This window comes from Streptomyces sp. NPDC002156, assembly GCF_053593675.1.
Window position 1 is genome coordinate 36,478 of the sequence record NZ_JBSFDA010000049.1, and the last position, 24,090, is coordinate 60,567.

20 protein-coding genes and 1 tRNA gene are annotated in these 24,090 nt (G+C 67.8%); 11 read left to right on the forward strand and 10 right to left on the reverse strand.

All coding sequences use genetic code 11. The features are described 5' to 3' along the window. From dnaJ to ACWCRB_RS21195, 4 genes are all read right to left on the reverse strand, one after another. Positions 1 to 1,194, reverse strand: a complete 1,194-nt coding sequence (gene dnaJ, locus ACWCRB_RS21180) for a molecular chaperone DnaJ (RefSeq protein ID WP_450997490.1) — start codon at positions 1,192 to 1,194, stop codon at positions 1 to 3. Between the two features lie 45 nt (positions 1,195 to 1,239). Beyond that, positions 1,240 to 1,896 (reverse strand): nucleotide exchange factor GrpE, encoded by a 657-nt coding sequence (gene grpE, locus ACWCRB_RS21185; RefSeq protein WP_450997491.1) that lies wholly within the window; start codon positions 1,894 to 1,896, stop codon positions 1,240 to 1,242. Continuing rightward, positions 1,893 to 3,758: a molecular chaperone DnaK gene (dnaK, locus tag ACWCRB_RS21190; RefSeq protein WP_450997492.1), complete on the reverse strand. Its 1,866-nt coding sequence runs from the start codon at positions 3,756 to 3,758 to the stop codon at positions 1,893 to 1,895. Before dnaK ends, grpE begins: the two co-directional genes overlap by 4 nt. A gap of 107 nt (positions 3,759 to 3,865) precedes the next feature. After that, positions 3,866 to 4,894 carry an MraY family glycosyltransferase gene (locus tag ACWCRB_RS21195; RefSeq protein ID WP_450997493.1) on the reverse strand — a complete coding sequence of 343 codons (1,029 nt, stop codon included), beginning with the start codon at positions 4,892 to 4,894 and terminating at the stop codon, positions 3,866 to 3,868. Positions 4,895 to 5,129: 235 nt separating this feature from the next. Between ACWCRB_RS21195 and ACWCRB_RS21200 the strand changes: the two genes are divergently transcribed. From ACWCRB_RS21200 to ACWCRB_RS21220, 5 genes are all read left to right on the forward strand, one after another. Further along, positions 5,130 to 7,409 carry a heterodisulfide reductase-related iron-sulfur binding cluster gene (locus tag ACWCRB_RS21200; protein ID WP_450997494.1) on the forward strand — a complete coding sequence of 760 codons (2,280 nt, stop codon included), beginning with the start codon at positions 5,130 to 5,132 and terminating at the stop codon, positions 7,407 to 7,409. Between the two features lie 148 nt (positions 7,410 to 7,557). After that, complete coding sequence (locus tag ACWCRB_RS21205; RefSeq protein WP_450997495.1) at positions 7,558 to 8,955, forward strand: FG-GAP and VCBS repeat-containing protein; 1,398 nt, start codon at positions 7,558 to 7,560, stop codon at positions 8,953 to 8,955. A 126-nt stretch (positions 8,956 to 9,081) separates the two neighbouring features. Beyond that, entirely contained in the window at positions 9,082 to 10,389 is a 1,308-nt protein-coding gene (locus ACWCRB_RS21210) for an FG-GAP repeat domain-containing protein (RefSeq protein WP_450997496.1), read from the forward strand. A 210-nt stretch (positions 10,390 to 10,599) separates the two neighbouring features. Beyond that, entirely contained in the window at positions 10,600 to 11,982 is a 1,383-nt protein-coding gene (locus tag ACWCRB_RS21215) for an FG-GAP and VCBS repeat-containing protein (RefSeq protein ID WP_450997497.1), read from the forward strand. Between the two features lie 52 nt (positions 11,983 to 12,034). Continuing rightward, positions 12,035 to 13,102, forward strand: coding sequence for a Yip1 family protein (locus ACWCRB_RS21220; protein WP_450997498.1), 1,068 nt, complete (start codon positions 12,035 to 12,037; stop codon positions 13,100 to 13,102). A 64-nt stretch (positions 13,103 to 13,166) separates the two neighbouring features. Here ACWCRB_RS21220 and ACWCRB_RS21225 read toward each other — a convergent pair whose 3' ends face one another. Further along, positions 13,167 to 13,664 (reverse strand): phosphoribosyltransferase, encoded by a 498-nt coding sequence (locus tag ACWCRB_RS21225; RefSeq protein WP_450997499.1) that lies wholly within the window; start codon positions 13,662 to 13,664, stop codon positions 13,167 to 13,169. 507 nt (positions 13,665 to 14,171) lie between these two features. Between ACWCRB_RS21225 and ACWCRB_RS21230 the strand changes: the two genes are divergently transcribed. The 4 genes from ACWCRB_RS21230 (at position 14,172) to ACWCRB_RS21245 (ending at position 16,940) form a co-directional block, all read left to right on the forward strand. Next, complete coding sequence (locus tag ACWCRB_RS21230) at positions 14,172 to 14,924, forward strand: helix-turn-helix domain-containing protein (RefSeq protein WP_450997500.1); 753 nt, start codon at positions 14,172 to 14,174, stop codon at positions 14,922 to 14,924. Positions 14,925 to 15,049: 125 nt separating this feature from the next. Beyond that, positions 15,050 to 15,964, forward strand: coding sequence for a thymidylate synthase (gene thyA / locus ACWCRB_RS21235; protein ID WP_450997501.1), 915 nt, complete (start codon positions 15,050 to 15,052; stop codon positions 15,962 to 15,964). Then, positions 15,961 to 16,485: a dihydrofolate reductase gene (locus tag ACWCRB_RS21240; protein WP_450997502.1), complete on the forward strand. Its 525-nt coding sequence runs from the start codon at positions 15,961 to 15,963 to the stop codon at positions 16,483 to 16,485. Before thyA ends, ACWCRB_RS21240 begins: the two co-directional genes overlap by 4 nt. Further along, positions 16,482 to 16,940, forward strand: coding sequence for an HIT family protein (locus ACWCRB_RS21245; RefSeq protein ID WP_450997503.1), 459 nt, complete (start codon positions 16,482 to 16,484; stop codon positions 16,938 to 16,940). Before ACWCRB_RS21240 ends, ACWCRB_RS21245 begins: the two co-directional genes overlap by 4 nt. Here the strand turns inward: ACWCRB_RS21245 and ACWCRB_RS21250 are convergent. Further along, positions 16,918 to 17,853: a deoxycytidylate deaminase gene (locus tag ACWCRB_RS21250; RefSeq protein WP_450997504.1), complete on the reverse strand. Its 936-nt coding sequence runs from the start codon at positions 17,851 to 17,853 to the stop codon at positions 16,918 to 16,920. The two genes, ACWCRB_RS21245 and ACWCRB_RS21250, sit on opposite strands and share 23 nt — an antisense overlap. A 23-nt stretch (positions 17,854 to 17,876) precedes the next feature. Further along, complete coding sequence (locus tag ACWCRB_RS21255; protein WP_450997505.1) at positions 17,877 to 18,509, reverse strand: adenylyltransferase/cytidyltransferase family protein; 633 nt, start codon at positions 18,507 to 18,509, stop codon at positions 17,877 to 17,879. A 270-nt stretch (positions 18,510 to 18,779) separates the two neighbouring features. Here ACWCRB_RS21255 and ACWCRB_RS21260 point away from each other — a divergent pair, with 270 nt between their 5' ends. Beyond that, the gene (locus ACWCRB_RS21260; protein ID WP_450997506.1) at positions 18,780 to 19,844 is read left to right on the forward strand and encodes a dCTP deaminase domain-containing protein; all 1,065 of its coding nucleotides are present in this window, start codon (positions 18,780 to 18,782) and stop codon (positions 19,842 to 19,844) included. A 179-nt stretch (positions 19,845 to 20,023) separates the two neighbouring features. Next, positions 20,024 to 20,097: transfer RNA gene (locus tag ACWCRB_RS21265), tRNA-Gly, on the forward strand. A gap of 593 nt (positions 20,098 to 20,690) precedes the next feature. On the opposite strand, the gene ACWCRB_RS21270 is transcribed toward ACWCRB_RS21265, so the two are convergent. The 3 genes from ACWCRB_RS21270 to ACWCRB_RS21280 form a co-directional block, all read right to left on the reverse strand. After that, positions 20,691 to 21,896, reverse strand: a complete 1,206-nt coding sequence (locus ACWCRB_RS21270; RefSeq protein ID WP_450997507.1) for an aldo/keto reductase — start codon at positions 21,894 to 21,896, stop codon at positions 20,691 to 20,693. Between the two features lie 203 nt (positions 21,897 to 22,099). Next, complete coding sequence (locus ACWCRB_RS21275) at positions 22,100 to 23,473, reverse strand: metallophosphoesterase (RefSeq protein WP_450997508.1); 1,374 nt, start codon at positions 23,471 to 23,473, stop codon at positions 22,100 to 22,102. 192 nt (positions 23,474 to 23,665) lie between these two features. Further along, positions 23,666 to 24,090, reverse strand: a 425-nt coding sequence (locus tag ACWCRB_RS21280; protein WP_450997509.1) for an aldo/keto reductase, incomplete at its 5' end; no start/stop codon positions are given.

Consider the following 24,090-nt stretch of genomic DNA (forward strand, 5'->3'; position numbering starts at 1 on the left):
TCAAGCTCCCTTCGCTGCCTCGAACAGCTCTGCCCGCGGATCCTCATCCGCGGTCGCCTCGCGATACGCCTCCAGTGCGTCACGAGCCTTCCCCGTCAGCTCCGTCGGGACACTCACCTCGACGGTGACCAGCAGATCGCCCCGGGTGCCGTCCTTGCGGACCGCGCCCTTGCCCCGCGCGCGCATCGTGCGCCCGTTGGGCGTGCCCGGCGGCAGCTTCAGGGTGACCGACGGGCCGCCCAGAGTCGGGACCCTGACCTCGCCGCCGAGTGCCGCCTCGACGAACGTCACCGGCACCGTCACCGTCAGGTTGTCTTCCTTGCGGCCGAACACCGGGTGGGCGTCGACATGCACGGTGACGTACAGGTCGCCCGCCGGGCCGCCTCGCTCGCCCGGTGCTCCCTTGCCGCGCAGGCGGATGCGCTGGCCGTCGGCCACCCCTGCCGGGATGCGCACCTGCATCGTCCGGGAGGACTTGGCGCGTCCGCTGCCGTTGCAGACCATGCACGCGTGTTCCGCGATCAGGCCCCGGCCCTTGCAGTCCGGGCAGGGGTCCGTCAACGAAAAACCGCCGCCCGACCCCCTCGCCACCTGGCCGGTCCCCACGCACGTCGGGCACACCCTCGGTGTGCCGTTCTTGTCGCCCGTCCCGGAGCACGCCTTGCACGGTGACTGGGACGTCATGCGCAGCGGGACCGTCGCGCCGTCCACCGCCTCCGTGAAGCTGAGCGTGACCTCGGTGTCGATGTCCTGGCCGCGCCTGGGCTGCGTACGGGTGGTCCCGCCGCCGCCCCGGTTGAACAGACCGCCGAAGACGTCCCCGATGCCACCGCCGAAGCCGCCCGGACCGGAGCCACCACCGGCGCCTCCGCCCTGGGGGCCGCCCCCGAAGAGGTCGCCCAGGTCGAAGTTGAAGGAGCCGCCGCCCGCGCCCGGCCCGGGGCGGAAACCGCCGTTGCCGAAGAGGGCGCGGGCCTCGTCGTACTCCTTGCGCTTCTTGGGGTCGCCGAGGACGTCGTTCGCCTCGGAGATCTCCTTGAAGCGCTCCTCGGCCTTGGCGTTGCCCTTGTTGGCGTCCGGGTGGAACTCGCGGGCGAGTTTCCGGTACGCCTTCTTGATCTCGGCCTCGGTGGCGTCCTTGGGGACGCCGAGGACCTTGTAGAAGTCCTTCTCGATGAAGTCCTTGGTGCTCATCCCCGACGTCCCTCCTCTCCGGAGTCCCCCACCTCAGTGCTCACGTCAGCCCTCTTCCGGGCCACCGTTCTCCTTGCCGTCCGCCGACTCCGTGGAGTCGCCCTTGTCGGCCTGCGTCGCCCCGGGCTGGGGCTCGGCCACCGCGACCCGCGCGGGGCGCAGGTTGCGCTCGCCGAAGCGGTAGCCCGGCTGCAGGATCGCCACGCAGGTCGTCTCCGTGACGTCCGGCGCGTACGAGTGCATCAGGGCCTCGTGGATCATCGGGTCGAAGGGCTCGCCCTCCTTGCCGAACTGCTGCAGGCCCATCTTGGCGGCGACGGTCTCCAGCGACTCGGCGACGGACTTGAACCCGCCGACCAGTTCGCCGTGTTCCCTCGCGCGGCCGATGTCGTCGAGCACGGGCAGGAGCTCGCTCAGGAGGTTCGCGATGGCGATCTCCTTGACCGTGATCCGGTCCCGCTCGACCCGGCGGCGGTAGTTCTGATACTCGGCCTGGAGCCGCTGGAGGTCCGCCGTGCGCTCACCGAGCGCCGTACGTACCTGGTCCAGCTGTGCCGTCAGACCGGCGACCTGTGCTGCTGCTGCGTCCCCGGCCGGGGCCGCCCCCTCAGAAGAGGGGGCGGCCTTCGGCTCGGCGTCGTCGGGGGTGGCGCCGGAAGGGACGTCGGGCTTCTCGTCGAAGCCCGGAGTCTCCTCCGTCACGCGGCACCGTCCTTGCGCTCGTCGTCGACGATCTCGGCGTCGACGACGTCGTCGTCGGCCTTCGGGGCCTCGGCGCCGGGCGCCGCGTCACCGGCGCCGGCGGCCTGACCCGCCTGGGCGTCGGCGTACATCGCCTGGCCCAGCTTCTGGGAGACGGCGGCGACCTTCTCGGTGGCGGTGCGGATCTCGGCGGTGTTGTCGCCCTCGGCGGACTCGCCCTTGAGCGCGGTCTTCAGCTCCTCGATCGAGGCCTCGACCTCGGTCTTGATGTCGCCGGGGACCTTGTCCTCGTTGTCCTTGAGGAACTTCTCCGTCTGGTAGACGAGCTGCTCGCCCTGGTTGCGGGTCTCGGCGGCCTCGCGGCGACGGTGGTCCTCGTCCGCGTACTGCTCGGCCTCCTGGCGCATGCGGTCGACCTCGTCCTTCGGCAGCGAGGAGCCGCCTGTGACGGTCATCTTCTGCTCCTTGCCCGTGCCGAGGTCCTTCGCGGTCACGTGCATGATGCCGTTGGCGTCGATGTCGAAGGACACCTCGATCTGCGGGACACCGCGCGGGGCCGGCGGCAGACCCGTCAGCTCGAACATCCCGAGCTTCTTGTTGTACGCCGCGATCTCGCGCTCGCCCTGGTAGACCTGGATCTGCACGGACGGCTGGTTGTCCTCGGCGGTGGTGAAGATCTCGGACCGCTTGGTCGGGATCGTCGTGTTCCGCTCGATGAGCTTCGTCATGATGCCGCCCTTGGTCTCGATACCGAGGGACAGCGGGGTGACGTCGAGGAGCAGTACGTCCTTGACCTCGCCCTTCAGGACACCGGCCTGGAGCGAGGCGCCGATGGCGACGACCTCGTCCGGGTTGACGCCCTTGTTGGCCTCGCGACCGCCGGTCAGCTCCTTGACCAGCTCGGCGACGGCGGGCATACGGGTCGAGCCACCGACGAGAACGACGTGGTCGATCTCGCTCAGCGCGATACCGGCGTCCTTGATGACGTTGTGGAACGGCGTCTTGCAGCGCTCGAGGAGGTCGGCCGTCAGCTGCTGGAACTGGGCGCGCGTGAGCTTCTCGTCCAGGTGCAGCGGGCCCTCGGCGGAGGCCGTGATGTAGGGCAGGTTGATCGAGGTCTCGGTGGACGAGGACAGCTCGATCTTGGCCTTCTCGGCGGCCTCGCGGAGGCGCTGGAGGGCCATCTTGTCCTTGCCCAGGTCCACGCCGTGGCCGGTGCGGAACTGCTGCACCAGGTAGTCCATGACGCGCTGGTCCCAGTCGTCACCACCGAGGTGGTTGTCACCGTTGGTGGCCTTCACCTCGACGACGCCGTCGCCGATCTCCAGGAGGGACACGTCGAAGGTGCCGCCACCGAGGTCGAAGACGAGGATCGTCTGGTCGTCCTTGTCCAGGCCGTACGCCAGAGCGGCGGCCGTGGGCTCGTTGACGATACGCAGGACGTTCAGGCCCGCGATCTCGCCGGCCTCCTTCGTCGCCTGGCGCTCGGAGTCGTTGAAGTAGGCCGGGACGGTGATGACCGCGTCCATGACCTTCTCGCCCAGGTAGGCCTCGGCGTCGCGCTTCAGCTTCTGCAGGATGAAGGCGCTCATCTGCTGCGGGTTGAAGTTCTTGCCGTCGACCTCGATCTTCCAGTCGGTGCCCATGTGGCGCTTGACCGACCGGATGGTCCTGTCGACGTTGGTGACCGCCTGGCGCTTGGCTACCTCGCCGACCAGCACCTCACCGTTCTTCGCGAAGGCGACGACGGACGGCGTGGTCCTGGCACCCTCGGCGTTGGTGATGACGGTGGGCTCGCCGCCCTCCAGAACGCTGACGACGGAGTTAGTCGTGCCCAGGTCGATGCCGACCGCACGTGCCATTTCAATTCCTCCAGGGGAATGACGAAGTATGACTTGAGTGGAACGGACTCAAGTGTGCATCACTCCCGTCGCGCGGTCAACAGAGCTGAGTCGACCCCACTCAACTCTTATCCGTTCCTTACGCGCAATGACGCCCTGACCTGCGCCGACTGCACGGCCGGTGCCCGCCGCAGCCCGTACACGGGAACCCTCAGCAGCCCCAGTACGACCACCCCCACCACCCCCACCACCCACCAGAGCCCCGATCCCGCGACCCACCCGCCATGCGCGAGCACCCCCACCAGCACCGCCCCGAAGGCCCCCGCCCCGAGCAGCACGGCCGCCCCGCGCGGGGTGAGCCCCAGCCGCCGCAGCCGGTGCGCGAGATGGTCCGGGCCCCCGCGCGACAGCGGCCGCCGGGCCACCCGCCGCGACACGACGACGAGCACCACGTCCGCGCCGGCCACGGCGGTGAGTGCGAACAACACCCCCGCACTGGGCGCCAGTTCGTGCCCGGTCCGCACGACCACTGCCGCCGAGGCCAGCACGAACCCGGTGAACAGGGACCCGCACGCGCCGAACGCGATCCGCGCGGGATGCCAGTTGTGCATGAGGAACCCTGTGAGCGCGGCGGCCAGCACGCTCAGCAGCACGGCGAGCCCGTCGAACACCTCGACGGCGGCACAGGCGCTCACCCCGAAGGCGGTCAGCACCCCGACCGTCCCCACCAGCCCGTCGGCATGGTCGAGGGCCCGGAAGGCGACGGCGACGAACACGATCCAGCCGACGGCGAGCAGCCCGGCCCCGAACCCCAACTCCCGGTACGGCACCACGAACGCGGCGGCGACGGCCGTACCGGCGACCAGGAACCGCGCCTTCACCCGCCGTACGTCGGCGACGAGCCCGAGCGCCCCGACGCCCGCTCCGGCGAGGAGCAGCCTCCCGATCCCGTCCCCCAGAGGGGCGTACCCGGTCCACTCGCCCACGCCCGCGACCAGCGCGGTCGCGAGCACGACCGCGAGCCCGCCGAGCAGCGGCAGGGGCCGGGCCCGGCGCCGGTCGAGGACGCCGAGGCGCAGGGCGAGGGTCCGCAGGAGGGCGGTGAGGACGGCGGCGAGGAGAAGGGCTGAGGTGGCTGCGAGGATCCCGTAGAGCACGGGCTCACGTTAGATGGAAACGTAACAATTCTGTACGAATAACACGATCTACGACGATCGGTTTTGACCGGCAGGTCAGGTGCCTACTCAGGTAAGCCTCAGCGACTCAGATCACTCCGCCGCTGACTACAGTGCGAGCCAAGATATGAGTAGTCTCTGACAGACTGGCTAAGTTACCGCTTAGTAATACCGCTGAACGTCAGTCATTACGTGCGCAGGCCTGAGGAGCCCCGACATGCAACTCGCCGCGATCATCGTGTCGCTGGTCCTGACCGTGGTCGGCGTCGCGCTGCTCGCACGCGCCATCGGTCAGTTCGTCCGGTACTTCAAACTCGGCCAGCCGGTCCCGGCCGGCGTGCGGACGGACAACCCCTACCAGCGCAGTGTGACGCTGGTGAAGGAGTTCCTCGGCCACACGCGGATGAACCGCTGGGGCATCGTCGGCTTCGCGCACTGGTTCGTCGCGGTCGGCTTCCTGACCCTGCCGCCGACCCTCGCCCAGGCCTTCGGCCAGCTCTTCTCGGCGGACTGGACGCTGCCGATCATCGGCGGCTTCCTGCCGTTCGAGATGTACATCGAGTTCATCGGTGTGATGACGATCATCGGCATCGCCGTACTGATCGTGATCCGCCTGCTGAACCTGCCCTCCCGCCCCGGCCGCAAGTCCCGCTTCGCGGGCTCCAAGGCGGGCCAGGCGTACTTCGTCGAGTACGTCATCCTCACCATCGGCCTCGCGATCTACGTGCTGCGCGGCCTCGAGGGCGCGATCCACCACGTCGAGCACTACGAGGCCGGGTACTTCGCCTCGTACCCCCTCGTCCTCGCCTTCAAGGGCCTGAGCGTCGGCGCCCTCCAGAACCTCATCTACTTCACCGCGATGGTGAAGATCAGCACGTCGTTCGTCTGGATGATCGTCGTCTCGCTGAACACCAACATGGGTGTCGCCTGGCACCGCTTCCTCGCGTTCCCGAACATCTGGTTCAAGCGCGAGGCGACCGGCGGCACGGCCCTGGGCGCCCTCCAGCCGATGACGTCCGGCGGCAAGCCGATCGACTTCACGGACCCCGGCGACGACGACGTCTTCGGCGTCAGCCAGGTGGAGCAGTTCTCCTGGAAGGGCCTGCTCGACTTCTCCACGTGTACGGAGTGCGGTCGCTGCCAGTCGCAGTGCCCCGCCTGGAACACCGGCAAGCCCCTCTCCCCCAAGCTGCTGATCATGTCGCTGCGGGACCACGCCCACGCCAAGGCCCCCTACCTGCTGGCGGGCGGCGGCAAGGACATGGAGGGCAACGAGAAGGCGACCAAGGAGCAGCTGGCCGACGTATCGGCCGCCGCCCTCGCCGAGGCCGAGCGCCCCCTCATCGGCACCCTCGAAGAGAACGGCGTCATCGACCCGGACGTCCTGTGGTCCTGCACGACCTGCGGTGCCTGCGTCGAGCAGTGCCCGGTGGACATCGAGCACGTCGACCACATCGTCGACATGCGCCGCTACCAGGTGATGATCGAGAGCGCGTTCCCGTCCGAGGCGGGCACGATGCTCAAGAACCTGGAGAAGAAGGGCAACCCCTGGGGCCTGGCGAAGAAGCAGCGCCTCGAATGGCTCAAGGAACTCGACTTCGAGGTGCCGGTCGTCGGCAAGGACATCGAGGACCTCACCGAGGTCGAGTACCTGTACTGGGTCGGCTGCGCGGGCTCGCTGGAAGACCGGGCGAAGAAGACCACCAAGGCGTTCGCCGAACTCCTCCACATCGCGGGCGTCAAGTTCGCGATCATGGGCGGCGACGAGAAGTGCACCGGTGACTCGGCCCGGCGTCTCGGCAACGAGCCGCTGTTCCAGGAGCTGGGCATGGAGAACGTGGCCGCGCTGAACATGGCCTTCGGCGAGGACGACGAGGACGAGTCGACCAAGAAGCCGCGCTCGGCGAAGAAGATCGTCGCCACCTGCCCGCACTGCCTGAACACCATCGGCAACGAGTACCCGCAGCTCGGCGGCGACTACGAGACCATCCACCACACCCAGCTGCTCCAGCACCTCATCGACGAGGGCAAGCTGCTCCCGGTGACCCCGGTCGACGGCCTCATCACCTACCACGACCCCTGCTACCTGGGCCGCCACAACAAGATCTACACGCCCCCGCGCGAGATCATGTCGGCCGTCCCGGGCCTGCGCCAGCAGGAGATGCACCGCCACAAGGAGCGCGGCTTCTGCTGCGGCGCGGGCGGCGCGCGGATGTGGATGGAGGAGCGGATCGGCAAGCGCATCAACAACGAGCGCGTCGACGAGGCCCTGTCCCTGAACCCCGACATCGTCTCGACGGCCTGCCCGTTCTGCCTGGTCATGCTGACCGACTCGGTCAACGGCAAGAAGAACGAGGGCAAGGCGAAGGAGTCCATCACGGTGGTGGACGTCGCCCAGCTGCTCCTGGAGTCCGTGAAGACCCCGGTCCCGGACGACGAGCCCCCGGCGGGCGAGGCGGAGTCGGAGAGCGCGCCTGAGCCGCAGCCGGTGAAGTAGGTCTGAGAACAGGTTCGAGCGGGGCCGGCGCCGGTGGCGTCGGCCCCGCTCACGTTCGCCCTCGCATTCACCGAACTCCCTTACAACCATTGCCACTTGCCGTAAGTCTCCTCATCGCCCCGGTGATCGCCGCGACCTTGGAGACCCCTTGCGTTCCCGTGCCTCCCTCCTGACAACAGCCCTTCTCGCCGCCACCCTGAGTCCGATCGCCCTCGGCGCCCCGGCCTCGGCCGCCGCGGCGAAGCACGTGGACGACTTCAACGGCGACGGCCACCGCGACCTGCTCCTCGGCGACGACTCCGCCACCGTGGCCGGGAAGGGGGACTCGGGCGCCGTCGTCGTCATCTGGGGCTCGGCGACCGGGCTGGACCCCGCCAAGCGCTCGGTGATCACGCAGAACAGCCCCGGCATCGCGGGCGTGGCCGAGGCGAAGGACTACTTCGGCGAGAAGGTCACCTCGGCGGACCTGAACAAGGACGGCTACGCGGACGTCGTCGCGAGCTCCCCCGGCGAACTGCACGCCGGCCGCCACGGCACGCTCACCGTCCTGTGGGGCTCCAAGTCGGGCCTGACCAAGGGCAGCATCTACGCGTCCCCGGGCAGCAAGGCGGAGCCCTTCGGCCTGGACGCCGCGATCGGCGACTTCAACGCCGACGGCCACCTGGACATCGTGTCCGTGGACGGCGAGTTCGTCTGGTTCCTGCGCGGCCCGTTCACCAAGGCCGGCGGGCGCGGCAAGGCCACCAACCTCGACCCGTGGGACGGCGAGGACATCAAGGCCGAGATGGTGGTGGCCGGCAAGGTCACCAAGGACGGCACCGCCGACTTCGCGGTCTTCGGCTACGACCTGGACACCAACAGCAAGCGGCTGTGGTTCTACAAGGGCGGCAGGAACGGCCCCGCCAAGCCCTGGAAGCGCACCGTGCCCGCCGCCTTCGACTCCATCGGCTCCAGCGCCGTGATCGCCGACTTCGACCGCAACGGCTACGGTGACCTCGCGATCGGCGTCTCCCGCTCGGGCCGGGGCGGCGCGGTCCACGTCCTGCCCGGCACGGCCACGGGACCGGCCGGCAGAATGCTCACCCTCACCCAGAACACCGCGGGCGTCCCCGGCAGCGTGGAGGACAGCGACTACTTCGGGTACGACGTCTCGGCCGCCGACACCAACGGCGACGGCTACCCGGACCTGGCTGTCGGCGCCCCCTACGAGGCGATCGGCACCAGCTACTGGGCCGACGGTTCCATCACCGTCCTGCGCGGCGGCTCCACCGGCCTCACCGGCAGGAACGCCCGCCAGTACGACCGTACGACCCCCGGCCTGCCGAACGTCTCCCCGGACAACGCCTGGCTCGGCGCCTCCCTCCTCCTGCGCGACTTCAACGGCGACGGCCGCGCCGAACTGATCGCCACGGCCAACGAGGGGGGCCGTCTCCACATCCTGCCCGGCACCTCGTCCGGCCCGACGGGCACCGGCTCCCGGACGCTCACCGTCCCCCAACTGGGCCTGGGGGCACGGGCGTTCATGGCTGCAGAGCTGGCGGACTGACCGCCGTACTGATCGAGCGCCCCTGTGTCGTGTTCCGCACCGGCACAGGGGTGTCTTCACATCTCGAACACGTGCATCATTACCGAGCAGTTGCCAATGGGGTCAACGGTCAGGACGAGGTGCAGGGTGCGCGTGCGAAGAGGCGGTCGGGGTACGGCGGTCACCGGCGGGTTGGCGGCCATTGCCGCCCTGGTGGCACTCACCGCCTGCGGTCCCGCCACAGGGGACGCCGACGCCGCCGCGCAGACCCCCGTCCAGGCGGCCAAGGCCCCCGCCCAGCGCCCGATACCGCAGGGCGACGGCAGCAAGGTCGCCGACGACTTCAACGGTGACGGTCACCGTGACCTGGTCCTCAACGACCTCGTCAAGGACCAGCTCCACACGGACGACGCCGGAATCGGCATCGTCTACGGCTCACCGACCGGACTCGTCCCCGGCGCCCGCCAGTTGCTGAGCCCGGCCCGTCAAGCGGCCCGTACGAAGGGCCAGTTGCCGGCGGTCTTCGACGCGGAGGCCAGCTGCGACCTCGACGGCGACGGCTTCACCGACCTGGTCGTGTCGACCGACCCGCCCTACGACGGCCAGGGCCAGCCCCCGGTGCCGCTCCAGCTCCTCTTCGGCTCCCCGGACGGCCTCACCGGCCGCGCGGTCGCCCTCACGATCCCGGCGGGCGCCCGCGCGGGCAACGACTGGCCCGACCAGCCGGTGTGCGGCGACTTCGACGGGGACGGCGCCCAGGACCTGGTCGTCCACGCCTCCGACGAGCAACTCAGCTATCTGCGCGGCCCGTTCACTCGCAAGGGCGCCCCGAGCAAGGCCGGAGCCCCGATCACCGCCCCCGGCAACGTCCCGACCGGCCCGGCGGCCGACGTGAACCACGACGGATACGACGACCTGGTCGTCCGTACGACGGAGGGCACCTCCAAGTCGGCGGTCGTGCTGGGCGGCCCGGACGGTCCGACGCGCACGGGGACGGCGCTGCCCGAGGGCATCGACGTCGCCCTCGGCCGGTTCGGCAAGGGACGTGACCTGGACGCGGCGGTGGGCGCGATGGGCGAAACGTCCCTGCGCTACGACCTCCCCGACGCCACCTCCGGCACCCTCGCCTCCCCCGGCTCGATGCTCGACACCGGCGACTTCGACGGCGACGGCCGCGACGAACTCGTCTCCAGCGGCTCCCGGTTGAGGGTGTTCCGGGCCCCGAGCGCGGCGGCCGGGATCTCCGCGAAGGGCATGGTGACCGTCGCGCCACCGGCGAAGGGGACGACGCGCGTCCTGACGGTCGGCGACTTCGACGGCGACGGACGGGCCGACCTGGTGGTGCGGACGTACCGGGGAGAGACCTGGGACGAGGTGGCTGTGTACGCCGGGGTCAAGGGCGACATGGTGGCGGCGGAGCCGTCGGTGACGTTCTCCAGCTCGGAGTTCCTGTAGGAAGTAGGAAATGGAGTGTCGTACTCCCGTCACACCTGTCGTGCTCCCGTAACACCTGTCGTGAAGAGCCGTACTCCGCACAACCATCGGCCACAAGCGTGGGTCTTCCACGTGCTCGCGGCTGACCACCGCGCGGATCAACCGATGTAAACGAAGCAGACGAACCACACGAAGCAAACGAAGCAGACGAAGCAAACGGGGAGATCAACCATGCGCAGACGCACCACCACCGCGGCCGTAGCCACCGCCCTGCTCGCCACCGGCCTGGCGCCGCTGGCCCTGAGCACCCCCGCCACGGCCGCCGCCGCCAAGTACGCCGACGACTTCAACGGCGACGGCTACCGCGACTACGCCGAGTACTCCTACGGCGCCGAGTTCGAGACCCCGGGCGGCGCCGTCAAGGTCACCTTCGGCACGGCCAACGGGCCGGGTACGAAGGTCCAGTACGTCAGCCAGAACAGCGCCGGTGTGCCCGGCTCCGACGAGGCCGACGACAACTTCGGCGAGGTCCGGGCCGCCGCCGACTTCAATGCCGACGGGTACGGCGACCTGGCCGTCGCCGCCACCGGCGAGGACCTGGCCGGACGGGAGAACGAGGGCACGGTCACCATCCTGTGGGGCAGCAGGACCGGCCTGTCCGGCGGTACGAACCTCCCGGCGCGCACGCACACCTCGTACGGCCGGATGGGCGCGGACCTCGCGGTCGGCGACTTCAACGGGGACGGCAAGAAGGACCTGGCCGTCGTCGCGGGCGGCAAGGCGTGGGTCTACCTGGGCACCATCTCCCGTACGGGCGTGGCCGGTTCGATCACCTCCTACGACCGGGACAACATCTACTTCGAGGTCACCTCACTCGTCGCGGGCAATGTGACCGGCGACAACAAGACCGACCTCGTCGCCATCGGCGATGTCGTGGGCGAGAACTTCATCGGCTCGGACGCCTGGTTCCTCAAGGGCGGCAGCAAGATGGTCCCCGGCCGCACGCTCCGCCTGGAGGGCAAGAACAGCGCGGGCGGCGAGAGCGAGCGCGGCGGCGACGGCGTCATCGCCGACTTCAACAAGGACGGCAAGGGCGACATCGCCATCGGCACGCCTCTCTTCTCGTCCTACCGCGGCGAGGTCAGCGTCTGGTACGGCGCCGCGGCCGGCCCCGCCAAGTCCGCCCGCTTCACCCAGAACACGGCCGGCATCGCGGACAGCGCGGAGACGTACGACAACTTCGGCGGCAGCATCGCGGCCGGTGACATCAACGGCGACGGCTACCGCGACCTCGCGATCGGCGCGTACGGCGAGCGGATCGCCGGCAAGCCGTACGCGGGCGGGTTCCACGTCCTGTACGGCCGCGCCGGGGGCCTCACGACCGCCGGCTCGCAGTGGCTCGCCCGCAGCTCGGCGGGCGTCCCGGGCGATGTCACCGACGGCGACATGTTCGGCGCGAAGCTCCGCCTGCGCGACGGCAACCGCGACGGCAAGGCCGACCTGTACGTGTCGGGCGGCATGGGCTCGGTGCGGCTGCTCGGCTCGGCGACGGGGATCAGGACGACGGGGGCGACGTCGGTGCCGGAGAGCGTGATCGACGGGATGCTTCCGTAAGGGAAAGGGGAGGGATGCTTCCCTAGGGGAAATGTGAAGGCCCCCTTAAGGGATGTCACAGGTCGGCAGCAAAGGGGGGCCCGGAACCCCGGGCCCCACACGCCACTCGTCAGGACCAGGTACGTTCGATGACGTGGCTGGATTCAGGATCGGACGCGGCGGCCGGGACAACCGCCCCCCGCAAGCGCGACCGCAACAAAACCCGCGGCAGCAGCCGTACGGCCAGCAGCCCCCGCAGGGCGGCCCGTCGTACGGCTACCCGTCCGCGCCTCAGCAGCCGTACGGCGGCGGACAGCCGTCGTACGGCGGCCCGGGCGGCGCCGGACGGCAGTGGCCCCCGCAGGCGACGGCGGCCGGCGGCGGTTACAACGGACCCGGGGGACACGGCGAGCCGGAGTACTTCGGCGACGACGGACACGGCGGGCACCACGGGCACGCCCCCCAGGGCCACCCCAACGCCCCCGTGGACCCGTACGCGGCCAACAACCCTGGTCACACACAGGCGTTCACGGTCGGCGACGACGGGTACCACGAGGGCGACACCTATCGCGCCGGCGCCGCCTCGGCCCCGCCGGCCGGTCCGCGACTGCGCTGGAAGGAACTGCTGCGGGGCATCGTCACCGCCCCCGACCGCACGTTCCTCCAGATGCGCGACTACCAGGTGTGGGCACCCGCCCTCGTCGTCACGTTCCTGTACGGCCTGATCGCCGTCTTCGGGTTCGACGACACGCGCGAGGACACGATAAACGCCACCCTCAACAACGCGATCCCGATCGTGCTGACGACGGGCGTGGCGATGGTCCTGAGCGCCTTCGTCCTGGGCGTGGTCACCCACACCCTGGCCCGCCAGCTCGGCGGCGACGGCGCCTGGCAGCCGACGGTGGGCCTGTCGATGCTGATCATGTCGATCACCGACGCCCCACGCCTCCTGGTCGCGATGTTCGCGGGCGGCGACGCCCCCTTCGTACAGATCCTGGGCTGGGCGACCTGGGTCGCGGCGGGCGTCCTGCTGACCGTGATGGTCCGCCGCTCCCACGACCTGCCGTGGCCGAAGGCACTGGGGGCATCGGCGATCCAGCTGATCGCACTGCTGTCGATCGTGAAGCTGGGCACGTTCTAGGGGTTCCGGGTTCTGGGATACGAGGGCGTGCGTGTGCCCCCGTATCCCAGGCGAGGTCTGTTTCTCAGGCGTCGAGAACCTGGCCCGCGCGACGGACGACCGGGGGCTCGACGGACCACGGGAAGTTGATCCACTCGTCGGTGCGCTTCCACACGTACTCGCACTTCACAAGAGACTGAGTCTTCTCGTAGATGACGGCGGAACGCACCTCGGCAACGGCGTCCAGACAGAAATCCCGCACCAGCTTGAGCGTCTTGCCGGTGTCGGCGACGTCGTCGGTGATGAGGACCTTCTTGTCGGAGAAGTCGATGGCGTTGGGAACGGGCGCGAGCATGACGGGCATGGGGAGTGTGGTCCCGACGCCGGTATAGAACTCGACGTTGACAAGATGGATGTTCTTGCAGTCAAGGGCATAGGCAAGCCCCCCGGCCACGAACACACCCCCACGCGCGATGCTGAGCACGACGTCGGGCTCGTACCCGTCGTCGGCGATGGTCTGCGCGAGCTCACGAACGGCGACACCGAACGCCTCGTAGGTCAGGTTCTCCCGTATGTCGCTCATGGAGCTCAGACCTGCGTTCGGTGGAGGTCGAGGCAGGAACGGCGGGCGGTGGGCCCATCCTCGGGACGCACATCAATGTCGGAGAGAAGCACATCCCGAGGATACGCAGTACCTACCGCTGCTTCTCCAGAGCCACCGGGACCACACTGCGAAGCCTGGCGCATCGTGGGCACCGGATGAGCCGGCCAGGACCGAGCCGCTCAGCTTGCTGCATCGGAAGCGAAGCGGTGGTGAACACGTGCCCCTCGGCACAACGGACGACGGTGCGTTCCATCAAGTCCTAGAGTCCCTTCCCCAAGAACCGCATCTGGCTACTACTTACCTAGTGACAAAAGCCACATTACGGCATCCGGGAGATGACCCTACGGGCGGCGCTCCAACCCGCTGCCCCCTCTCCCGCACCCACACCGTACGCCCCAACTTCCGCCCCTCGCAGCCCTGGGAGGGGCGGGGCGACGGAGTAGTCTGGCCGCGAATGTCACCTGGACAGCAGGACGGAATTTAGCGATGACCCTTCCCAACCACCTGCCTCCGGTTACCCAGAAGCCGAGCGCGCAGAATTCCCAGGCCACCCAGTGCCACCTCGACGCCTACCTGGCGTCCGCCCTGACCGGACTGGACGCCAACCAGCGGAAGTATCTGTTCGAGATTTCTGACGCCGTGGCCGCAGCCTGCGCCCGTAACGACGTTCGACTCTACGAGCCCAGAAAAGTGACCGATCCGGTTCACCACACCACCGTGCCGGACGTGGAAGTATTCCGAACAGATCGCCATCGGGTCATCAATTCCGACATTCTCATCTATCTCGCGCATCATCCGAGTACGGGTGCGGGACAAGAGCTCGTTTTCGCCCAGGAAGCCATCGTTCCGATTTTGGTGGTCGCGCACATCGACACCAGGATCAGTCGAATGGTGACCGGAATTCCCGGGCCCCTCACTCTGGTGCGATACGACTCGATCACCCAGCTCACGGAGCAACTCGATCAGGAGATCGCCGATCTGCAGCCGAAACTGCTGCAGCGCAGGATCGCCCTTGAGGAACTTGAACTGCACCGGGTGGGCACCCGTATCAAGGAATTGCGCGAACTGCGGAACATGACCCGTCGGCAGATGGCGGAATCCACCAGAATCCCGAACGCATTCACCCCCGAACAGCTCAAGCAGTGGGAACAGAGCAGTGACAAGGTGAACAACCTCAGCCTGACCTACCTCCAGGAGATCGCGTCCGCTTTGAGCGTGAGCATCAAGGATCTCATGTAGGTTTTTTGGAGTGACGAGTTTTAGAATGCCGAGAAAAATACCGGTGCATGGAACCGCGAGCACGACTGCTAGCATGACCTGACCCTGCCGCAAAGAACATCACTGGGCCACGGAAAGGGAATCTTGTGGAGTATGCCGCGTATGCAGACCGTGCACCGGATTCGCAATATCGTACGATCTTGGATGCCATCCTGGAGCACGGCGCCGCGACGCCCACGCGACAAGGTCCGGCCGCTCTGACCCTTATGCAGCAGACCATGAGCTTCGATCTGGCCAACGGCTTTCCGGTCATTACCGAGAGAAGCATTGCCAGGTTCTGGCGCAAACCCATCGGGGAACTCTGCGCATTCATCAACGGGGCGACCACCCTCGACGAACTGGCCGAGTTCGGCTGCGACTGGTGGGGCCCCTGGGCGAGTGAGGCGAAGACGTCACGCCGCGGGCTTCCGCCGGGTGATCTGGGCCCTGGATCCTACGGAGGGGCGTTCCACGATTTCCCCACCGTGGAAGGGACGGAAGAGATGGAAGGAAAAGGCTTCGACCAATTCAAACATCTGGTGGAGCAGCTGACCGAACTCCCGCACGACCGCACCCACTTCGTCAGTCCATGGATTCCGCAGTACCAGATCCGCGGGGCGGGAAAGGTCCCGAAGACCACTATTTCCCCCTGCCACGGCTGGGTCCATGTCAGGGTCATCGGGGGGCGTCTCCATCTGCACATGTTCCAGCGTTCCGGAGACGTTCCCGTCGGGGTCCCGTCCAACATGATTCAGTACGCGGCCCTCCTGCTGATGCTCGAACACCTCACGGGCATCCCTGCCGCACGCTACTATCACACCATTTCGGACGCCCATATCTACGAGGACCAGGTCGACAGCGTGAAGGTGATGCTGGACCGGGAATCGCGGCGGTTGCCGACGGTGGCCCTCAACGAGAGCGGACGCCAGGTGAAGGACATCCACGAATTCCGTGCTGAACACTTCGATCTGGCGGACTATGACCCGCATGCCGCCATCGGGTCTATTCCGGTGGCGACATGAAAAGGTCCTTGATCGTCGCGGCCTCGGAGAACGACATCATCGGCCATGACGGGGATCTGCCATGGCATCTGCCGGGAGACCTGCGGTACTTCAAGGAAGTCACACGAGGGCATGCCGTGGTGCTCGGGCGCCTCACTCATGAGTCGATCGTCGCCCGCCTCGGGCGTCCCCTCCCCGGCCGCACCAGCGTGGTGGTGAGCACATCTCCCCGCCCCGGCTCCGAGGACGTCCGATGGCTGCCCTCGGTCCCGTCCGCGCTGGCCGAGGCCGATGCGCTGGAGCGGGCGTCCGGACAGAACGAGGTCTTCGTGATCGGCGGTGCCAGCGTCTACCAGCAGGCTCTGCCCGCCGTAGACAGGATCTATCTGACGCGTGTGCACACACACGTGGAAGGTGACTCCCGGATGCCTTCCGGCTGGCTGGAGGGCTTCGCCCTGACGTCACGCGTCGATGTCGAGGCGAGCCCGAGCGGCTCGCTGTTGGCTCACTCTTTCCTGCGCCTCGAAAGGGTGCCCACGTGACTCTGTACTACTTCGGCAACTGCCGTACGGCGGAGCAGCGCGCGGAGATGGAGCGGCTGGACCACGAAGGCATCTGTCTCTTCTGCCCGGACGTCATCCGTAAGCACGAGAAGCAACAGATCCTCTGGGAGACCGCACACTGGATGGCCACGCCCAACGAGTTCCCGTATGCCGGGACGCAGCTGCATCTGCTGCTCATTCCCAAGGAGCACGCCACCGATCTGCTCGACCTCTCCGCCGAGGCCCGCGCGGACTTCTGGGAGGTCCTGGCGTCCACGAAGGACCGATACGGCCTGGACCACTACGGCCTGGGTGTCCGCAACGGTGACTGCCGGTACACGGGCGGGACCATAAGGCACCTGCACGTGCATGTGCTCACCGGCCAGGGCGAGGTCGCAGCCGACGAGCAATTCACCCCGGTCCGGATGAGGTTCACTTCGGCTCCGGGTCGCTAGAGACGTCGCGGGAGGCGCCGCCGGACGTGTCGCTGGATGTGCCGCCGCTGGATGTGCCGTTGGAGGCATCGTCGAGAGCCATATCGACCCAGATCAGCTCGACGCCTCCCGTGCGAAGGGTCTCCTCCCCGTCCAGCATCGAGTAGGGACCGGCGAAGAAGCACCTCCGGAATCCGGCCTCGACCACGAGCCGGGCGCAGGCAGGGCAAGGGAACGTACTGACGTAGAGGTCCGAACCCGCCAGGCCGAGCCCCTCTCGGGCCGCCGTGGCCACCAGGGATGCCTCGGCGTGGATGGCGGTGGACAGGTCCGGCCGCACCCCTCTGCTGAAGTCGTTGCGCGGATCGCCGTCGATGTACGGCGCGTACTCGGTCGGGTGGTGGTGGTTGTGAGCGACCTTGAGGATCTGGCCGTCGCGTACGGCCATCGCGCCGACCTGGCGCCACCAGTCCGAACTACGCCGCGATTCGCGCTCCGTCCGAACCATGAGCCGACGGTCCAGACTCGACCGCGAGATCCGGTAGTCAAACCGCACGGGCTTCGTCGCGCGACTCCATTCCCGGTCCCAGCGCAGGAACGTCGTCTCGAATCGAACCTGGACCTTGTCGGGGAAGTCCGGAAGCTCGATAAGCCGGTGCATGATGTCCTCGTCCGGCAGTACGACGAGGTCAGCCTGGACTGCGTCAGCCAGGTCGGTCGGCTCGACCAGCAGCAGACGCGTCTGCGGAACGATCAGGCGGGCATGCTCCACCGCACGCTCGGGGCTCAGAGCCCGAATCTCCTTGGCGAGTTTGGGAAAGACGTCGCTGAATCGCCGACCCAGAATCAGGATCTCGTCGGAGTCAGCATGCCGTCGGAGAAATGCCTCGTAGCCGGCGTGCACCACAGGCAGGTACAGGATCGTCTGCTTCACAGGCGTGCCGAATCTCTCTGTCTCTAAGCCGAGCTGCCGGGGGGCTGCTGTCCGGCACCGGTCCCGCTGCCGTCGGCCCACTCGGTGAGACCCAGTTGGAGGCGGCGCAGGCGGGCCGAGGTGCTGACGGTCGCCATGCGTTCGAGCACCTCTACGCGGACGCAGTACTTCGCCTCCAGCTCGGCAATCTCTTCGGCCGTATAGGTGTCTGCCGTGGCGACCAGCACATCGGGGCGGACAGCGTCGATGAGGCTCCAGCGGGGGTGGTCGACCTGTTTCAGAGTGACGAGGCCGACACCACGCTGATGGGTCACCATCCGCAGCCGCTCCATCTCGGGCACGGCGGGACGGTTGGGGCCCTTGCGCTGTCTGATCTTCTCATCGCTATCGAGGCCGACGATAAGGAATTCACCAAATTTTCGGGCAGCCTCGAGATACATCGAATGGCCCTCGTGGATGATGTCGAAAGAACCACTTGTCAATACAACTCGCATACGCAGGACACGAAGCGCCTGAACAATTTCCGTGATTTTTTCGTAATCCTCTACGAAACGCAAGTCGAAGTGAGATTCATCTGCGAATAGATCTTTGCCGAACATAGGATCCTCGCGAATCAAGTCATTGGCCCATGGGGCATTTTTTGACCTGCTCGTCATTTTCCTCTTGGCCTCATCAGGTCTGTCTGGGGCGGGCTCGTGAATCACGCATTCTCAGGCAATCTCAAGATCACCTTACCTTCGTCCCTACCTCTGCCGAGGTTGGGGTAACGCCTCGATGGTAGCCGCGCATCTTACCCGAGCGCCTCCCCTCAGTCCTGTCGCACCTCCGGGCAGACCGTTCCCGCAGCCTACGCTGACCCGAGTCGTCGCACAGGGCACTCCAAAATCCTTCCGCAGCAGGCGAGTTCACCGTAGGGTTGGACGCCGTTGGGTCCACTGCAGACGGCAAAGAAAGGCCAGGCGATGGTTGCTGAAAGTGGTCGGCGCCCACAGCGCCCCGGTCACCTCCTCTCCCAACAGGATCTCCTCACCGAGTTGCAAAGCTCCGAACGCATCTTCCGGTCGACGTCCTGGAAGCCCGAACAACTGCTCGGCGCGGGCTACTCGGTCCGGCTCGGTGACGATTTGCTGGTGATTCCCGACAACCCCGGGGATTCCAAGTACACGGCTGTCAAGGGCAACGACGTGAAGCCCGAGTTCACCCTGGCCCCTGGAGATACCGCACTGATCTCCACGATCGAGAAATTCTCACTCGATTTCGACATCACCGCGACCATCGGCGACCGATTCGGCCTCGCGGCCAAAGGGCTTCTCATCCTGCACGGTTCCACCGTGCACCCCGGTTACGGCCGGGAGATCGACCCGGAGAACGACGGCTGGCGCCTCAAGGCCGACGAGCGGCTCTACTTCATCGTGGCAAACGTCGGCCCGAAGAACATCACGATGCGAAAAGGCGACGCGATTGCCTATCTACAGTTCTTCGACATCGAGCGGGTGCCGGAAAACCCCGTGGCCAACGTGGGGTTCGACCATCTGAGCACTCTGTTCGGGGCGGGCCAGCACACGGAAGACGGCGGGCTGTCCTACTTCCGCAACGTAAAGGACCTCCGCGCCGAAGTCGAAAGCGAGCGCCAGAGGTTCGACACCGAACTGGCAGACATGGGGCGCACGATCGAGGCCAACCACGCAGAGATGAAGAGCCGCGCAACCGACGCGCAGACTGCCGTGGACCGCGTCACCAACACGAGCAACATGATCGTCGTATTCGGAGTGTTCCTGATCGCGACCACCCTGCTGGGCGTTGTGCTCGTGATGCTGGGCGACCTGGTCGACAAGCTCTCCGAAATGGACGTCTGGAAAATCGCCCTGCTCTCCGCCCTCGGGTCGCTGTACGCCGGAGCGACGGTCACAGGGACGGTGCTGGTGGCGAGGGCGGCAGGACAGGCGGTTCGGCCTGGGGGGACGCCGAGCGGCAACAACGGCAACGGGTGACGGCGAGCGGTTCGCGGTCAGCGGCTAGCGGCCAGAGGGGCTCCGCCGCGCGCGCCGCAATGCACACGGCACTGTGTGTCAACTGACCGTCACCACCCCGGAAACACCCGGGCCTGGTGCTGCGCGGATGAGGTACAGTAGGCGAACGCTTAGGCGCCGACGCATGATCGGCACCAAGTGCGGGTGTAGTTTAGTGGTAGAACATCAGCTTCCCAAGCTGAGAGTGCGAGTTCGATTCTCGTCACCCGCTCCATGACAAAGGCCCAGGTCAGCGACCCGGGTCTTTTTGCTGTCGTCGTCGATTACTCGACGCGTGCCAGATTCGTGCCAGAACGGCTTCCTGCTGTCCGCCGGACTCCGACAGGCACTCGCGCCCGTCATGGTGCGCGAGCATTCGAGCAGCTGCGGATCGCGGTCGGCGACGCTCGCGGTGATCTCTCGGAGCAGATCCGGTCGATCCTCGTGACCGAGGTCGGGCAGGGACAGATTGATCTCTATGTCATATCCGGTGTGCCACGCCCCATTTGCCATCTCAACACGATAAGGAGCACTGCTGACAGTCGAATAGACCGCCTGACGTGCGAACAAGGGTGCAGGTGGCCTCGACAGGACGGAGATCGCCGACTGTCACGAGAGGGCTCAGCACAAGCCGACGGCGCCTGCGGTGCCGCAGCAGCAGCCCCGGCGCACGGTGACGGTGGGCCGGGCCGCCCCCTGCCTGCGCGGTGGGGGCAGCCCGTCGGGTGCGCCTGTCACTCGGCGGCCTCGGTGTCAGCGCGCTTCCAGGCCGCGTCGCGCGGCAGGCGCAGGCCGTTGTGTTCCGGGCCGTCAGGTCTGCGTCGTTGGTCAGCGGGGCGGTGCTTCGACTCCTGTCATGGCGAGGGCCGCCGGGGGGAGCCGGTCACCGTGGATGGTGATGCTCGCGACTGCGGTGTTCAGTTCCTGGAGTTCGGCGGGGGTGAACCTGACCTCCTCCGCGCCGATGTTCTCCAGGAGGTGGGACAGGCGGGTGGTGCTGGGGATCGGTACGATCCACGGCTTCTGGGCGAGCAGCCAGGCGAGGTCGATCTGGGCGGGGGTTGCGCCCTTGCGTACGGCCCAGTCCTGGAGCAGCTGCACCAGGGGCATGTTGGCGGCCAGATTGTCCCGGCTGTTGCGGGGGAACACGGGCCGGAAGTCGCCCTCCGCGAACTGGAAGTACGGGCTCATCGTGCCGGTGGTGAAGCCCATGCCCAGGGGTGCCCAGCACACGAAGCCGATGCCGAGTTCCTCGCAGAGGGGCAGGACGTTCGCCTCGGGGCCGCGCCACAGGGTGGAGTACTCGTTCTGGATCGCGGTGAGCGGCAGGATCGCGTGGGCCCGCCGGACGGTCTGCAGGCCCGGCTCGGACAGGCCCCAGTGCAGCACCTTGCCCTGGGCGACGAGGTCCTTGACCGTGTCCGCGACGTCCTCGATCGGGACGGTGGGGTCGACCCGGTGCTGGTAGAGCAGGTCGATGTGGTCCGTCCGCAGGCGCTTCAGCATGGCGTCGACGACTCGGCGGATGTGGTCCGGGCGGCTGTTCAGACCGGTTACGGCCCCTGTGTCCGGGTTGATGTCCCAGCCGAACTTGGTCGCGATCACCACCTTGTCGCGGACGGGCCGGAGGGCCTCGCCGACGATCCGCTCCGACTCGAACGGCCCGTACGCCTCGGCCGTGTCGAAGAACGTCACACCCTGGTCGACCGCTGTCCGGATGAGGGCGACCATGTCCTTGCGGCTGGTGACGGGACCGTAGAGGTTGCCCGGCATGGTCTGGGTGCCGAGGCCGATGCCGGAGACCTTCAGGGACCCGAGCCGGCGGCGACCGGTCTGCGTGACCGCCGCGGTCACCTGGTTACGACCGCTGGCGGAGGCCCCGGTGCCCTTGGCCGGCGGTGCCGCGTGTGCCTGGGCCGGTGCGGCCCCCGTCACGGCCATCAGCGAGGTCGCTGCGAGTGCGGCTGCGCCCAGGAAGCCGCGACGGCCGCGGTCGGTCGGATTGCTGTTCGGCGTGCTGTCCTGTTCGTGCATGGGTTACACCCTTCGTGGTCGTCTGTTGAGAGCACCCTCGGTGCATCACCGTGGGTGGCGAAGAAGCGGACCTTGCTGCTCTGCTCCGGTTGCGGCCTGGCCCGAACGCAACGAACGCAACCGTGACGTGGCGTTCTCGGCGAGCGGCCGAGGCAGACCGATCCTGAGATGAACGCGGTCAGGTTGATTGAATGGGCCGGGGACTATGCCTGCCTTGAGGCGAGTTCGACGACGGTGATGTCGGATGGTGCGTCCACGCGGACGGGTGGGCCCCAGGCGCCGGCGCCGCGGCTGACGTAGAGCTGGGTGTCGCCGTAGCGTTCCAGGCCGGCGACGGTGGGGTTGGCCAGTTCGGCGAGGAGGTTTCCGGGCCAGAGCTGTCCGCCGTGGGTGTGGCCGGAGAGCTGGAGGTCGACGCTGTGGCGGACGGCGTCGCCGATGACGACGGGTTGGTGGGCGAGGAGGACGGCGGTGCGGGTACGGTCGCGGTCGCCGAGGGCCTTGCCGAAGTCGGGGCCCTGGCCTTCTGCTTCGCCTTGGACGTCGTTGACGCCGGCCAGGTCGAAGCCGGGCAGTTCCGTGCGGGCGTTCTCCAGCGGGCGCAGCCCCAGCTCCCGTACCTTCTCGATCCACGGTTCGGCGCCGGAGATGTACTCGTGGTTGCCGGTGACGAAGTAGGTGCCGTGCCGCGCCCGGAGCTGGGCGAGTGGTTCGACGGCCGGGGTGAGGTCCTCGACGCTGCCGTCCACCAGGTCGCCGACGACCGCGATCAGGTCGGGCTGGGTCGCGTTGATGGTGTCGACGACCCGTTGGGAGAAGGCACGGCCCAGGATGGGACCGACGTGGATGTCGCTGACCACGGCGATCCGGAACCCGTGAGCCCCGCGCGGCAGTTTGGCCAGCGGCACCGTGACGCGCTTCACCTTCGGCCCGCGCAGGACACCGTACGTGCCGTAGCCGACGGTACCGACCGCGACGGCCGCCGCGGCGCCGCCCACGACACGGGAGACGAAGAGGCGGCGTGACGGCCCGGCGGGGGCGGTGCCGGCGGCCGGCGCGGACTCCGGTGCGTGCGGGGGATCCAGTACGGTGACGGACCCGGCGGTGCCTCCCTCCGCATCGGAATCGCCGCGATGCGCTGGTGTCGGCAGTGGCACGTCGGCCGACACGAGTTCCTCCGCGCCGCCGTCACCCGCTGGCGCTTCCGCGGGCTGAGCCGCCGCCAGAACACGCTGCCGTGGACCCGCACCGGCTCGGGGACGCGCGAGCCACCGCCATAGCACAGGCCGCACCGCCTCACCGGCCAGCAGCGCGAGCAGCAGGTACAGGAACAGCGCCATCCACAGGTACCCGGGCCAGGCCAGGATCCGCTGCACAAGGAAGGGGACGCTTTCGCCCTCTGCGCTCATGGCACCCACCGACAGCAGGGGCCCGGCCACGAAGACGACGCTCCCGGCTCGCCGCAGGCGCGAACCCTTGGGCGTGGTATCCCGTACGAGGCGGCGCCACACGTACCAGTGGAGTGCGCCGAACAGCGCCAGCAGGACTGCACTGACGAGCGCGAATATGACGACCACGACCTTGCGCAGCCCTTCCTTTGAGAAACGTGCCGGCTCATGAGCCGGCACGCGCTGAGACGCCGCCGGGCCGGATGAGCCCTTGAGTGCCGGGTACTGCTTGCTGTCCCACTGGCCGTACCCGGCAGGGAGGCGGACGAAGGCGTGCTTACGGACACCGCGGAGCCGGTCGGCGAAAGGGAGAGGGCGTTCTCAGCCGAGGCGGTATCCGCCGACGGCGCTGACCGTCTGCGGGTCGCGGTGGTCGAAGACGAGGCTGGCGCCGGTGTCCATCTTGGTGATGAGGTCCATCTCGTCGCTGGTCAGTTCGAAGTCGAAGACGGCGAGGTTCTCGGCCATGCGCTCGGGTCGCGAGGACTTGGGGATCACCACGACACCGCGCTGGGTCAGCCAGCGCAGTACTACCTGGGCGACGGACTTGCCGTGCGCTTCGCCGATGGCGCTGAGCGTCGGGTCGCTGAAGATGTTGTTGCGGCCTTCGGCGAGCGGGCCCCACGCCTCGATCTGCACGCCGCGGTCAGCCATGAGGGCCTGGTCGTCGGCGCGCTGGAAGTAGGGGTGGGTCTCGATCTGGTTGACCGCCGGGACGATCTCGTTGTGGTCGATCAGGTCGACGA